Below are 14,011 nucleotides of genomic sequence, written 5' to 3'. Positions count from 1 at the left end.
GGGATGTGACGGACGCACGCTCGCGGATTGAAGCGCCTGCGGGCCCGTGTTACGGCCGGATGTCATGAGCGACACCGGCACCCCTCCGAAGGACTACAAGGATTCGGTCAATCTCCCGAAGACGGACTTCCCCATGAAGGGGAACCTGGCCCAGCTCGAGCCGAAGATGCTCGGCTGGTGGGCGGAGAAGGGGATTTGGGGGAAGATTCTCGAGCGGCGCGCGGCCGCCGAGCCCTTCGTGCTGACGGACGGGCCGCCGTACGCCAACGGCCACATCCACGCGGGCCACGCGCTCAACAAGATTCTCAAGGACATCGTCGTCAAGTACCGCAACCTCGCCGGCCGCCAGTGCGACTACATCCCCGGCTGGGACACCCACGGTCTGCCCATCGAGCAGGCGGTGGAGAAGCGGCTCAAGGACAAGAAGATCGACAAGCGCACGCTGGACCGGGAGTCCTTCCTGGAGCAGTGCCGCACGTACGCGATGGAGTTCATCGACATCCAGCGCACCGAGTTCAAGCGCCTGGGCATCCTCGGTGACTGGGAGAACCCGTACCGCACGCTCGACTTCTCCTACGAGGCGCAGGAGATCCGCGAGCTGGCCACGTTCGCGAAGCGGGGCATGCTCTACCGGCGCAAGAAGCCGGTGTACTTCTGCGTGTACGACCAGACGGCGCTGGCCGAGGCCGAGGTGGAGTACGAGGACCACGCCAGCCCCTCGGTGTACGTGGCCTTCCCCGCGGGCCCCGAGGTGGCCGAGAAGGTGCCGGCGCTGAAGGGGAAGAACGTCTCCTTCGTCATCTGGACCACCACGCCCTGGACGCTGCCGGCCAACCTCGCCATCGCGATGAACGCCGAGTACGAGTACGTGTTCTACACGCTCGGCGAGCGCGTCATCTGCGTGGCGAAGGATCTGCTGCCCAAGGTGCTGGCCGAGGTGAAGGCGGACGAGCTGGCGGTGAAGAGCGCGAAGCTGCCGGGCGGCGGGGAAGTCGCCGCGGCCTCGCTGGTGGACCCCGAGCGCATCGTCGCCTACGCGCGCGGCGACGAGCTGGAGGGCTGCACCTACCGGCACGTCTTCTACGAGCGGCAGGGGAAGATCCTCCTGGGCGAGCACGTGACGCTCGAGGCCGGTACGGGCCTGGTGCACACGGCGCCGGGACACGGCCAGGAGGACTACGAGGTGGGCCTGAAGTACGGGCTCGACATCTACAATCCGGTGCGCCTGGACGGCCGCTACGACGAGACCGTGGGCGAGTGGCTGACGGGCAAGAAGGTCTTCGAGGCCAATCCCATCATCGTCGAGGCGCTGGCCGGGAAGGGCGTGCTGCTCAACGACAAGTCGGACAAGGTCGAGCACAGCTATCCGCACTGCTGGCGCTGCCACAACCCGGTCATCCTGAGCGCGACGTACCAGTGGTTCATCCCGCTGGACAAGCCGGTGAAGGGCGAGAAGACGTACCGGCAGCAGGTGCTGGACGAGGTGGACAAGGTGCAGTGGGTGCCCTCGTGGGGGCAGAGCCGCATCCGGGGCATGCTGGAGACGCGGCCGGACTGGTGCATCAGCCGCCAGCGCACGTGGGGCGTGCCCATCCCCATCGCCTACTGCGAGGGGTGCGAGGAGTCGGTCATCTCCGCGGAGCTGATGGAGAAGGTGGCGGACGCGGTGGAGAAGGAGGGCGCGGGCGTGTGGTACCGCACGCCGGTGAAGGAGTTCCTGCCCGCGGGCTACACGTGCCAGAAGTGCGGCAAGACGGAGTTCCGCCGCGAGACGGACATCCTGGACGTGTGGTTCGACTCGGCGTGCGCGTTCAGCGCGGTGTCCGAGCGGCGGCAGCGGGTGCCGGCGGACCTGTTCCTGGAGGGGAGTGATCAGCACCGCGGCTGGTTCCACTCGTCCATCCTGGTGGCGGTGGGGACGCGCGACACGTCGCCCTACAAGGCGTGCCTGACGCACGGCTTCGTGGTGGACGGCAAGGGCGAGAAGATGAGCAAGAGCCAGGGCAACGTGGTGGCCCCGGAAAAGCTCATCCAGCAGTACGGCGCGGAAGTGCTGCGGCTGTGGGTGGCGAGCAGCGACTACCGCAACGACGTGCGCCTGTCGGATCAGATCATGAAGGGTCTGAGCGAGGGCTACCGGAAGATCCGCAACACCATCCGCTACGCGCTGAGCAACCTGTACGACTTCGAGCCGGCGAAGGACTCGGTGGCGCCGGGCGAGCTGTTGCCGCTGGACACGTGGGCACGAGGCCGGCTGGCGGAGGTGGTGGCGCGGGTGCGCAAGGCGTACGACGCGTACGAGTTCCACCTGGTGTACGCGACGGTGGTGGACTTCTGCGCGGGTGACCTGTCGGCGGTGTACTTCGACATCCTGAAGGACCGGCTGTACACGACGAAGGCGGCGGGCCACGCGCGGCGCAGCGCGCAGACGGTGCTGCACGAGGTGGCGACGGTGCTGCTGCAACTGCTGGCGCCGGTGATGAGCTTCACCTCGGAGGAGGCGTGGCAGTACCTGCCGGGGAAGAAGGCGGAGAGCGTGTACCTGACGGACTTCCCGGAGCCGGCGGTGAAGCCGGACCCGGCGCTGTCCGAGCGCTACGAGAAGCTCTTCGCGGTGCGCGGCGCGGTGCAGGGCCTGCTGGAGGCGGCCCGCCGGGACAAGATGATCGGCGCGTCGCTGGAGGCGCGGGTGGTGCTGAGCGCGAGCGGCAAGGCGCTGGAGTTCCTCAAGGCGCACGCGGCGGAGCTGCCGGGGCTGTTCATCGTGAGCCAGGTGGAGCTGGCGGGCGCGGCGGGCGAGAAGGCGCAGGCGCTGAACGTGGCGCAGGCGCTGGGCGAGGACGTGAAGGCGGAGGTGCTGCCGGCGAAGGGCGAGAAGTGCCCGCGCTGCTGGACGTACTCCGAGAAGGTCGCCTCGGGCACGCCCGTCTGCGAGAAGTGCCAGGAAGCGCTGAGCTGAGGGGGCGCTGGAACGGGGTGACGCATCGCGTCGCCCCCGTCTGGCCCCGGCTTGTGACAGGTATTCACGCCAGCTAGCCTCAGGTCATGCGATTGACTTTGTTGGCGTGTTCCCTCGTTCTCGTTGCCTGTCCCGGTTCGCCTGATCCCGCGCCCTCGGCGCCAGTGATGAAGGACAACCTGGGGGTTTCCTTCTCGAACATCCGAGGCCTGGTGATTGGCGCCGCGCCGTCCTCGACCTCGCTCGTGGCCGGTGCCACCACGGTGGCGGAGCAGCAGCTCTTCACGCTCGACGCGAGCAACACGCTGCTGCCCGTGGATCTCACCACCTCCGGTTCAGGCAATCCCACCGAGATCCACGACACCCCCAAGTTCGTCCTCATCGTGGCCACTGGCGTGACGCACGAGGACGAGTCCTGCGCGTCCGTCCTGGTGCGCAAGTCCGACTCGGCCCTGTTTTGTGTGCCCGTGGCCCCCACCGGCCCCGGGACGAACAAGGCGGCCCGGGTGCAATGGGGGAGCACGGGCGACGTCGTGACCCTGGACAGCAGGAACGTCCTGCACCGGCTCGAAGCCGCTGGCGACACCCTGCAGATGACGACGCTTCGTTTTGACGGGGCGGAGCTCGTGAACTTCGCCGTGAACGCGGCCGATGACGTGATGGTGAACCTGCGCCAGGACAACGGCACCATCATTCGTGTCTATCCGCGCAGTGGCGCCCCCCTGTTCATCACGGCCAGGAGAGAGAGCTGCGTGTTTCCGGGGCTCGTGGGGAGCCGGGACTTCCATCTCGCGCTGGGCTGGTCGGACAGGACGACCGTCGACCATGTGGTGGGGCGGGAGGATGGGACGTATTCGGAGCCCGTGAACGTCTGGGCGGCGGGGTCCTCGGTCTGGGACGACTGCGGAGTCGTCTATCGCGATCAGTCCCGGCTCGTCGTCCGGGCTTCGACCCGCCTGCTCGAGGTCGTGAATCCGTCCGGGGCTCCGCGGGAGCTCTCCGTCTCGATGAAGGTGGCTCGAGGTGGGGCCTTCTTCGACTGGGGGCAGGACGCGGAGGGGCGCGCCTACGTGACCCGGTATGACCTGCCGGACCTGGTGCCGGTGGAGCTGCTGACGGCCGCGCCCTACCGGTTGGGGACGGTGGATGTCAGCCCCACGGGCGAGGTCTCGTTCGTCGCGACCCGGCTGTCCGACGGGGTCCGTGTGGTCGGCACCCTCCAGGACGGCACGCTCGCGGTCTCCGAGCTGACGCAGTCCCAGCCGGAAGTCGTCACGCTGGTGCGCATCAACTGACGGACGCGCTCGTGGCCACCAGCGGCGAGAGCATGCCTGGTGGCCGGCCGACGTTTCCGGCGGGCGATAGCGGTCCGGGGGCCCCTGCACCTGCCTGCCCTGGCTCCTTATCCTCGATGGCATGGCCAGATCGAGGAACCCACCGAGTGGCAGGCTGGCCCGGCTCGGCAAGGTGGCCGCGATGTCCGCACGAGGCTCCGCGGGGCTGGCGGTGCGCGCCCTGCGCAAGGTCACGGGCTCCGATACCCAGGAGACCGAGCGCTCCGCGCTGGGCCACGTCGTCCAGGCCCTCGGGGAGATGAAGGGCGCGGCGATGAAGCTCGGCCAGGCGCTCTCCATGGAGGTGGATGCGCTGCCCCCCGAGCTGCGGCAGATCGTCGCCCGCCTGCAGAGCGAGGCACCGCCCATCGACTCCGAGGAGATCGCCGCCATCATCGAGGACGAGCTCGGCGCTCCCCCGGAACGGCTGTTCGCCGAGTTCGACCCCAAGCCCCTGGCCGCCGCCTCGCTCGGTCAGGTGCATGCCGCTCGCCTGGAGGACGGGCGGGAGGTCGTGCTCAAGGTCCAGTACCCCGGCATCGCCGAGGCGCTCGAGTCCGACTTCTCCAACCTCTCGGTGGTGGCCCGTGCGGCGGGCTTCACCTCGAAGCTGCTCGATGGCCGTGACTATGTGGAGGAGCTCCGCCGGGAGATCTCCCTGGAGACGGACTACTTCCTAGAGGCCGAGCGGGCCCGCGCCTTCCATGCGCTGCTCACGTCCGAGCCGGACCTGCTCGCCCCCGAGCCCATTCCGGAGCGCTCGACGTCCCGGGTGCTCTGCCTCACCCGCGTGCGAGGCCAGACGCTCCAGCGCTTCCTCGACTCGAACCCGGATGCGAGCGCGCGCTGGCGCGTCAGCGAGCAGCTCATCCGCGCCGTGCATGGCCCCTTCTTCTCGGCGGCGCGCATCCACGCGGACCCGCACCCGGGCAACTTCCTCGTCACCGAGGACGAGCGGCTGGCCCTGCTCGACTTCGGGTGCGTGAAGTCCTTCCGCCCGGACTTCGTCGAGGCCATCCGGGTCTTCATGCGCTCCGAGGTCCGGGGCGAGCGGTACGATCCGCTGGCCGGAGTGCGCGCCGCGGGCTTCCAGGTGGACATCGACGAGGCCGCCGCCCGGAGCCTGCTGGCGGAGACGGTGGAGATCGCCACCCGGCCCTTGCGGACGGATTGCTACGACTACGCGCAAGACACCTCGGTGCCGGACATGCGGGCGCTCGGGCTGCGCCGCACCGGGGACTTCCTGCGCATTCGTCCTCCAGCCGAGGCGGTGATGCTGGGACGCGCGGTGGGCGGCTGCGCGCAGAACCTGCGGGCGCTCGGGGCCCGGGGCGACTTCCGCTCAGTCTATGCCCGGTTGCTCGAGCGCAGGGGTCCGCCAGCCTCTCAGGAGGCGCGGAGCTAGGAGAGGAGGGGAGCATGGTGGGCGTCGAGGAGCTCGAGTCCCGGGTGCGCGAGGCGGGTGGGCCGGAGTTGCTCGAGCGTCTGAAGTGGCTCGACGCGGAGCGCGTCCGTCCCCCCGTGGAAGAGCGGCCCCTCCCCACGCCGGACAGGGGAACCCGCGCCGACTTCGACGTGGTGCTCGTGGGCGGTGGCCTCTCGTTGCTGTTCGCTCCCGTGCTGGCGGATCTCGGCCTGAAGGTCGGCGTGTTCGAGCGGGGCCGGGCCGGGGTGGTGCATCGCGAGTGGAATATCAGCCGCTCGGAGCTCTGGCCCCTGACGGCCAGTGGCCTCTTCCAACCGGAGGAGGTGGAGTCGCTCATCGTCGCCCGCTACGAGCACGGCGTGTGCCGCTGGCACGGTGGGGGCGAGTACCCGGTCCGGGGCGCGCTCGACCATGCGCTCGACGCGGGGCGATTGCTCGCGGAGGTCCGCCGCCGCGCCGAGCACCGGGGCGTCCGCTTCCACGAAGGACACACGCTGACGGCGCTGGGGGAAGGGCCCGAGGTGGTCCGCCTCCGCTTCGATCTCGCCGGGGGCGGACGGGCCGAGGTGACCGCGCGCCTGATGATCGACGCACGCGGCGTCTCCAGTCCCCATGCGACGGCGGATCTCCTCTGTCCCACGGTGGGCGGGGTGCTGACGGGGCTGCGGGAGGGCACCGCGCCCGATGAGCTCAACCCCCGGGTGGGCGACATCCTGGTGACCACGGAAGGAGTGGAGGAGGGGCGCCAGCACATCTGGGAGGGCTTCCCCGGGCGCGCGGGCGAGGCAACGGTCTACCTCTTCTATTACGCGCCGGCGCGCGAGGTCCGCGGCGAGCACGCGCTGCTGCGGTTGTATGGGCGCTTCTTCGAGCGGCTCGGGAGGTACAAGCGAGGCGAGCCGCGCCTGCTGCGGCCGACGTTCGGGTACATCCCGGGCTGGTCGCGCCTGGTGCCACCGCCTCGCGCACCGGGGCCCCGGGTGGTGCTGGTGGGGGACGCGGCCGCGCGCCATTCACCGCTCACCTACTGTGGCTTCGGCGCGATGATGCGCTCGTTCCTTCCGGGCGCGAGGGCCATCGCCGCCGCGCTCCACGAGGGCCGGGTGCCCACGGGCCCGGTGGTGCATGACACCCCGCTTCACGCGGTGACGGGGGCCCTGGCGCTCTTCATGGCCCGTCCTTCACGAGAGCCGGAGCGCCGGGACGAGGTGAACGCGTTGCTCGACACCGCCTTCGCCGCGCTCCACGCCATGGGCAACGACGCGTACGCGGCCCTCATCAAGGACCAGATGACGGGGACGGACTTCCTCCGCTTCCTCCAGCGCATCGCGCGGCGGAGGCCCCGGGTGTACCGGGACGCCCTCACGCTCGCGGGCTTCGGTCCCCTGGCCGCCGTGCGGTGGCTGGAGGGACTCACCCGCGCGGTGCTCCCTCTTTCCGCTTCGCCGTGACCGGGAGGAAACCATGCGCTTTGCCCTCGAAATGCCGGAGCTGTCCCTCGGGAGGTTGAGGCCCGAGCGGCTTCCCCCTTCACCGCGGGCCCGGTTGCCACGAGCGCCTCCGGGGCGGAGCGTGGCGGTGGTGGGCGGAGGGCTGGCCGGCATGGCGGCGGCGACGTTGCTGGCCGAGCGCGGCGTCTCCGTCACCGTCCTGGAGCGCGAGCCGTTCCTCGGGGGCCGGGTGGGCGGATGGATGGAGCGGCTGGAGGGCGAGTCCGTCGAGATGGAGCGAGGCTTCCATGCCTTCTTCCGCCAGTACTACAACGTGCGGGCGCTGCTGCGGCGGGTGCATCCCCAACTGGAGTGTCTGCGGAAGCTGGAGGACTACCCCATCCTCGGACCCGGCGGGAGCATGGAGTCGTTCTCGCGGCTGCCCGCGCTGCCGCCCTTCAACGTCCTGGGGCTCGTCCTGCGCACCTCGACGTTGAAGCTGATGGACCTCGTCCGGATGGACCTGCGCTCCTCGATGGCGATGCTCTCCTTCGACATGGAGCGCACCTACGCCGCGTTCGACCAGCGCACCGCGCGCGAGTACCTGGACTCGCTGCGCTTTCCGCCCCATGCGCGGCGGATGCTGTTCGATGTCTTCTCCCACTCCTTCTTCAACCCGGAGGAGGAGATGTCTGCGGCCGAGCTGCTGATGATGTTCCACTTCTATTTCATGGGGAACCCGGAGGGGCTCGTCTTCGACGTGCTCGACGAGCCGTTCTCCACGGCGGTGTGGCTGCCGCTGCGGCGCTACCTGGAGGGCCTGGGCGTCCGGTTCCGGCTGGGCGAGGCGGTCACCGCGGTGGGCCCACGCGCGGGCGGTGGCGTGTTGGTGCGCGGCGAGAAGGGCGAGCCCCTCGAGGCGGATGCGGTGGTGCTCGCGACCTCGGTGGCGGCGCTGCGGCGGATCGTCTCCGGCTCGCCGGAGCTGAGCGACAGCGGGTGGCGCGAGAAGATCGACGCGCTGGAGCTCACCTCGCCCTTCGCGGTGTGGAGGATGTGGCTGGACAAGCCCTCGGCGCCGGGCCGGCATCCCTTCGTGGGGACCACGGCGATGGGGATGCTCGACAACATCTCGCTCTACCACCTGTTCGAGGGAGAGAGTCGGCGCTGGGCCGCACGCACGGGGGGCTCGGTGGTGGAGCTGCATGGCTACGGCCTGCCCCGGGGCGCGGACGAGGCCTCGGTGCGGCGCGAGCTGCTGGAGGGGCTGCACGAGCTCTACCCGGAGCTGCGGGGGGCGCACGCCGTCGCGGAGCGCTTCCTGATGCGCCAGGACTGTCCGGCCTTCGCGCCGGGCTCGTTCCGGAGGCGGCCCACGGTGGAGACACCCTTCCCCCAGGTGGTGCTCGCGGGAGACTTCGTCCGCCTGCCCATTCCCACGGCGCTGATGGAGCGCGCGGCGACCTCGGGCTTCATGGCGGCCAACGCGCTGCTCGCGGGCTGGGAGGTGCGGGGACAGGACATCTGGTCCGTGCCCCGGCGGGGACTGCTGGCCGGCCTGCCCGTGGGGGGGTGAGCGCTGGGGCTCAGGCCTCCGCTTCCAGCACCTCGGGGGCGACCTCGAGCGGGTTGTGCAGCACCATGTCGTCCAGGCCTTCGAGCTCCAGGGTCAGGGTGCAGTGCGCCTTCAGGTGCGTTTTGAAGGTGGGGGTGAAGTCCCGGGGGATGGGGATCTCCACATCGAACTGGTGCGGTCCCGCGGCGAGGTGTACCGGCACGTCGACCGGCACCGGGCCCACGGTCCGCCGCTTCGAGAGCATCTCGTAGGCGGTGAGCTCGAGCCGGGCCTTGCGCACGGTCAGGGGGGTCGTGAGGTCCACGAAGGCCCGCAGCCGCGCGGTCGAGCCGAGAGGGAAACGCTCGGCCAGGGGCTTGAGCGCGGCTGCCTTGAACTTCGACACCGTCCGCGCCTTGCCGAGGATCCACCAGGTGATGACCACGCCCGCGATGACCGATACGACGCCGTAGATGATTCCGGCGATCCGCCCGTGGGCCGGGTTCTCGCTCACATCGCGCATGTTGCCGGACAGCATGCAGAGGGGAATGGAGAAGCATCCCAGCAGGGGAAAGAGCAGGCATCCCCAGGTGCTGGTGGCCGTCAGGGAGGAGCCTCGAGGTGTGCTCGGCTCGAGCCTCGGAGGGGGATGCGCCGTCCGGCCCGGTTCGAGTTGGATGGGCTGGCTCCACCTCGTCAACTCCTTGCCGTCGGCGCTGTGCAGGGTGGCAATGAGCTCCCAGGCTATCTGGACGTCCTTTCCCTGGTAGCTCGGAGGGAGGTCCCGCGCCAGGCTCAGCTCGAAGGGAATCCGGCCTTCTCCCTTGAACGGAGGGTGCACGGTGGCCCCAGGGCCACCTGACAGCTCCTCACGCTGCTTCGTTTCCGTATCGTCGTAATCGAGCTGCCCACGGGCCCGGATCGTCACGCGAACAGCCTGGGACAGTCCGTGTGTCGTCTCGCCGAGGACCAGCTCACCCCGGAGTTTTTCGCCCGTCCTCACGGGAGAGGTGTGGAGCTGGAGGGGCGAGGGAGCGTTCATGCGTTCCATGTTAACCCGCCGTCGCTTGCGCGAGCGCGGCACCGGGAGTGACAGTGGGGCCACCATGCCAGGGGGGCGTGGCCTTCAGGGAGCAAGACATGCGCTTCGCGGGAAAATCGGCGGTGATCACCGGTGGAAGTGAGGGGATTGGCTTCGCGATCGCGGCCGGGCTCGTCGAGGAAGGCGCGCGGGTGGTGCTGGTCGCGCGGCGTGAGGACAAGCTCGAGGAGGCCGTGCGCAAGCTGGGGCCCCGGGCCTCCTCTGTGGTGGGCGACGCCGCGAAGCAGGAGACGGCCGCGCGCGCGGTGGAAGCGGCGGTGAGCCGCCACGGCGGGTTGGATCTGCTCGTGAACAACGCGGGCATCCTCCGCCCCGGGGCGATCGGCACGATGTCCCTGGAGGACGTGGACGCGATGTTCTCGGTGAACCTGCGCGGGACGGTGGTGTTCACCAACGAGGCCGTCAAGGTGATGAGCGGGCGCAAGGGCGCGGCCATCCTGAACATCTCGTCGGCGGCGGGGCGCCGCCCCCTGCCGATGATCTCCATCTACGGAGCGACCAAGGCGGCGGTGCAGCACCTGACGCAGACGTGGGCCATCGAGCTCGCCGCGCGCGGGATTCGCGTGAACTGCCTGTGCCCTGGCGCCATCGAGACACCGGCCTTCCGCTCGGTGGCGGATGTGGTTCCGGGCTTCGAGCAGGCGGCGATCGACAAGAGCCTCATCAAGCGCATCCTCCCCGCCGAGGAGCTCGCGCGGCATGCCCTGACGCTGCTCGACGAGCGGGATGGGGGCTTCGTGACGGGCGCCATCTGGGACGTGGATGGCGGCTACCAGCTCAACCGCTTCGTGGACTGAGCGCCCTGTCTTCCACCGTTACAGGTGGGGGGGCTAGATCCTTGAGTGGGGTTGGTGCTTGCTGAGACAATACCCAGCGGACGGCACGGAGGATTGAGTTCAGCCATGTCGGAAGAGCGCCATACACGTGACCTTGAAGAGAAACTGGATCATCACGAGGCCCAGGGTACGGAGGGAGGGCGGTGCCTGAACAGGCATGCTCCGCGCAAGGAGAACAACTCCTGCAGTCACATCTGGCAGGCGTTGAAGAAGGCCGAGTCCGACCGGACGTTGTACGACTGGCCCCGGTACAAGGACATGCCCTATACCCGCCAGGTGTTTTACGGCGGCCATGTGCGCGACGCCGGGGCACCCAAGAAGGGCGACTGGGACATCAAGCCGGGCAACTTCGACACCCACTGCGATGTCCCCTACTTCCACGAAGCCCACCACATCATCCCGAACTCTACCCTCAGCACCACGATCGCGAGCTACTTCGGCAATACCGCCGAGGGCGGCTCTCCCGAACTGGTGGTTACCGTGCGCGGTGGCTTGTTGAGTGCGGGCTACAACCTCAACCATCTGGACAACATGATCATGCTCCCTCTTGACGCGGTCGTCGCGAGGGTGCTCCGCCTGCCTCGTCACCGCACCCTTCCCAATTGGCACCATGGTGTGTACAGCAAGCATGTGAAGGAACAGCTCGAACAGATCCTCGGAGATCACGCCGAGGATCTGGTGGACCACAAGTCCCCCAAGTACAAGGACTTCAAGGCCAAGCTCATTGCCCTCTCGAAGCGGCTCTACGCGACCATCAAGACAGCGGGCGACGACGGAGTGAATGCGCTCGACAACATTGATAGGGCATTCTTCCTGTGACGAGCGAAATGGCACCGGACTCCGGGAGCCGCTGCCGAGGAGACGATGAACTACTTCATGTTGGATAAGAAGGGTGACCTGAACAACCAGGATCTCTGCCTGGTTGAGGATCCTCCCAAGGGCATCGGACTGCGCAGGTTCATGATGGCCAAGGGCAAGCCGGCGAAGCCGTTCTATCCTGCCGAGCCGAAGGTCTTCCTTCGAGAAGAGAACCCGGGCCTGAAGCTCTCCTCGCTGCTGGGGAACACGTTGAGCTATCTCATGGTCTCCTCGGAGATGAAGAAGGTCATCGAGGAGCTGTGCGTGGGCAGTGAGATCGAGTACCTGCCCATCGATCTCTACGACCATCGAGAGCGGCTCTACAGCAAGGACTACTTCATCATCAACCCGCTAGGGGCGATTGACTGCCTGGACGAGGCGGCGAGCGGCATCTCGTATGGGGAAGAGGGCAGTGTCATCGACATCAAGCAATACGTGCTCGACGCAGCGAAGCTGAAGCAGGCTCCCAGCTTGTTCCGCATCGACAAGCAGCCGGGTGAACTCGTGGTGGACGAGCGCTTCGCCCAGGCCGTCAAGGAGCGTGGCTTCACCAACGTGCTGCTGCGCCCTCTCACCGTCTCCACGCCGCGCCAGTAGCGGACGCACGCCGCATGGGCCTCGCCATCGCGGGATTGGGCATGGTGTCGAGCCTGGGGCTTGGGGTCATCCAGGCGTGTGCGGCGCTTCGGGCGGGCTCGTTCGGCCCCGGGAGTTGGTCTACTTCCAGGTGTTGGAGGAGGACTCCCAGGAACTCGTGCCCTTGATGGGCCATCCCATCCATGGCTTCACGGATGGCTTCGCCCCCCTGGGACGATGGCTCCGGTTGGCGCGGGGCGCGGTGGATGATTTGCTGGCTCAGGGGCGCGTGCCGGGCGGTACGGACAAGGGCTTCTGGCAGCGCACGGGGCTGATCTGGGTAGGCCCCGTCCTGGATGAGGCTCGCTTCCTGGAGCCGCGACAGCTGGGGCCGCAGGTGTTGAAACAAGCGTTCCTCCAGCAGCTCCTCCAGGTGTTGGAGCTGCCGCTGGCTCCCGGCGGGTTGCACTCCATCCACCTGGGACATGCTGGCACCGCGGCGGCGCTTCAGCTCGCACGAGAACAGCTCGCCAGCGCATCCGTCGAGCGCTTCCTCATCGTCGCCATGGACTCCTACCTGGATAGGCTCAGCCTGGAGTGGCTTCATGCCCACCGGCGGCTGAAGGCCCCGGATATGCCCGTGGGTCTGATGCCGGGTGAGGCCGCCGTGTGCGTGCTGGTGGAACCCCTGTCGCGTGCACGACGGAGCGGCACGCCTGTCCAGGGCTTCGTGACCCACGCGGAGGTCGGACAGGAATCGCACCCCTTCGCCGCCAGGTCCCGGAACCTTGGGGAAGGGCTCTCCCAGGTCATCGGCGCCGCTCTCGCCAGAGGGCTTCCACCCGGAGTGGCCTTCCAGGGCGACGTCATCAGCGATCTCAACGGCGAGTCCTGGCGGGCTTCCCAGTGGGGGCACACGGCCGTCCGGCTGCGGAGTCAGTTCCAGGGGCGCACGCGCTTCGTCCTCCCCTGTGCATCACTCGGCGACACCGGGGCGGCCAGTGGTGCCGTCGGTCTCTGCTCGGCCATTCGCTCCTTCGCCCGGAGATACGCGTCAGGACCTCACAGTTTGGTGGTCTCCAGCGCGGAGCATGGTGCTACCGGTGCCTTCGTCGTCAGTGCTGGGGGCTAGCCACATATGTCATCCAAGTTCCTTCAGGTCTTCGTCAGCAACGCTCGTTTCGACAACGCGGAGTTGCTGAAGGCCATGGCGGAGGAGCCGGCGCTCACGCAGGTGCTCACCTTCTGTGAGAACTATCGGATCCAGGGAATCGGCATGTTCCTCCTCTACGGGGATGCCGATGCGCTTCAGCTGAGCCTCTACAAGAGCGGTCGCGCCTACCTGTCCTTCCTGGATCGCTTACGAGAGGCGCAGTTGGTGACGAGCCGCGCCGGCCCGTTCTTCGATGCGCTGGCGGCCCTTGATCTCGACGGAGCCCAGGGGGTGGCCATGCGCTCGCGGCGCACCTGGCACCCTGGCATGGAGTACAAGGAAGATTTCCTCTACGTCCATTTCCTGATGAGCCACTTCTTCCTGGGTGCGGAGAAGCCGCAGCTCCTGCCTCTGCTGGAGGAGTATGAGCAGGTGCTCCAAGGCTCCGATGATGCCCGCCTGGAGATCTGCCGGGCCTTTCTGGAGGGTAATGCCGAGGGCTTCGAGGCGGGCCTGGCGCGTCACCTGGCCGCGGAAAAGCAGCGTCACGATCGTCTCCTGAAGCGAGAGGCGATTTCCGAGGAGTGGTGGGCCACGATCGGACAGGTGTCCGTCGAAGGACTGGCGCTGCTGACCCTCGCGACGCGTGCCGGGCTCCGCGTGAGCCGGGAATACCAGTGTGTGCCCTCTCTCGCCCGTGCACGCGGCGCGCCACGTCATCCGGCGGACGCGTGGCGCAACGTCAGTGAGTGAGCCCGACCCCTCGGGCAGCACAGGGGAAG

Annotated in this window: 11 protein-coding genes; 10 read left to right on the top strand and 1 reads right to left on the bottom strand. The window is 68.3% G+C overall.

Features of this window, described 5'->3' with window-relative positions; genetic code table 11:
* Window positions 1-64: 64 nt before the first annotated feature.
* The 5 genes from ileS (at window position 65) to ACN28I_RS26880 (ending at window position 8,725) form a co-directional block, all read left to right on the top strand.
* Window positions 65-2,959: an isoleucine--tRNA ligase gene (ileS, locus tag ACN28I_RS26900; RefSeq protein ID WP_420944797.1), complete on the top strand. Its 2,895-nt coding sequence runs from the start codon at window positions 65-67 to the stop codon at window positions 2,957-2,959.
* A 167-nt stretch (window positions 2,960-3,126) separates the two neighbouring features.
* On the top strand, window positions 3,127-4,254 hold the full coding sequence (locus tag ACN28I_RS26895; protein WP_420944796.1) for a hypothetical protein: 1,128 nt from the start codon (window positions 3,127-3,129) through the stop codon (window positions 4,252-4,254).
* Window positions 4,255-4,435: 181 nt separating this feature from the next.
* Window positions 4,436-5,698, top strand: coding sequence for an ABC1 kinase family protein (locus ACN28I_RS26890; protein WP_420944795.1), 1,263 nt, complete (start codon window positions 4,436-4,438; stop codon window positions 5,696-5,698).
* A gap of 14 nt (window positions 5,699-5,712) precedes the next feature.
* Window positions 5,713-7,170 carry an FAD-dependent oxidoreductase gene (locus ACN28I_RS26885; RefSeq protein WP_420944794.1) on the top strand — a complete coding sequence of 486 codons (1,458 nt, stop codon included), beginning with the start codon at window positions 5,713-5,715 and terminating at the stop codon, window positions 7,168-7,170.
* Between the two features lie 13 nt (window positions 7,171-7,183).
* Window positions 7,184-8,725 carry an FAD-dependent oxidoreductase gene (locus tag ACN28I_RS26880; RefSeq protein ID WP_420944793.1) on the top strand — a complete coding sequence of 514 codons (1,542 nt, stop codon included), beginning with the start codon at window positions 7,184-7,186 and terminating at the stop codon, window positions 8,723-8,725.
* Between the two features lie 10 nt (window positions 8,726-8,735).
* Here ACN28I_RS26880 and ACN28I_RS26875 read toward each other — a convergent pair whose 3' ends face one another.
* Window positions 8,736-9,746: a hypothetical protein gene (locus ACN28I_RS26875; RefSeq protein ID WP_420944792.1), complete on the bottom strand. Its 1,011-nt coding sequence runs from the start codon at window positions 9,744-9,746 to the stop codon at window positions 8,736-8,738.
* Between the two features lie 98 nt (window positions 9,747-9,844).
* Here ACN28I_RS26875 and ACN28I_RS26870 point away from each other — a divergent pair, with 98 nt between their 5' ends.
* The 5 genes from ACN28I_RS26870 (at window position 9,845) to ACN28I_RS26850 (ending at window position 13,982) form a co-directional block, all read left to right on the top strand.
* Window positions 9,845-10,603, top strand: coding sequence for an SDR family NAD(P)-dependent oxidoreductase (locus ACN28I_RS26870; protein ID WP_420944791.1), 759 nt, complete (start codon window positions 9,845-9,847; stop codon window positions 10,601-10,603).
* A gap of 105 nt (window positions 10,604-10,708) precedes the next feature.
* Window positions 10,709-11,461: an AHH domain-containing protein gene (locus ACN28I_RS26865; protein ID WP_420944790.1), complete on the top strand. Its 753-nt coding sequence runs from the start codon at window positions 10,709-10,711 to the stop codon at window positions 11,459-11,461.
* Window positions 11,462-11,506: 45 nt separating this feature from the next.
* A complete protein-coding gene (locus ACN28I_RS26860) occupies window positions 11,507-12,097 on the top strand; it encodes an imm11 family protein (RefSeq protein WP_420944789.1) in 591 nt (196 codons plus the stop codon).
* Between the two features lie 76 nt (window positions 12,098-12,173).
* Entirely contained in the window at window positions 12,174-13,208 is a 1,035-nt protein-coding gene (locus tag ACN28I_RS26855) for a hypothetical protein (protein ID WP_420944788.1), read from the top strand.
* A 75-nt stretch (window positions 13,209-13,283) separates the two neighbouring features.
* Window positions 13,284-13,982, top strand: a complete 699-nt coding sequence (locus ACN28I_RS26850; protein WP_420944787.1) for an Imm49 family immunity protein — start codon at window positions 13,284-13,286, stop codon at window positions 13,980-13,982.
* Window positions 13,983-14,011: the final 29 nt, after the last annotated feature.

Source organism: Archangium gephyra (assembly GCF_049060025.1).
Lineage (GTDB): Bacteria > Myxococcota > Myxococcia > Myxococcales > Myxococcaceae > Archangium > Archangium gephyra_A.
The sequence above is the reverse complement of the archived record's forward strand: the minus strand, read 5'-3'. Positions and strand labels throughout refer to the sequence as shown.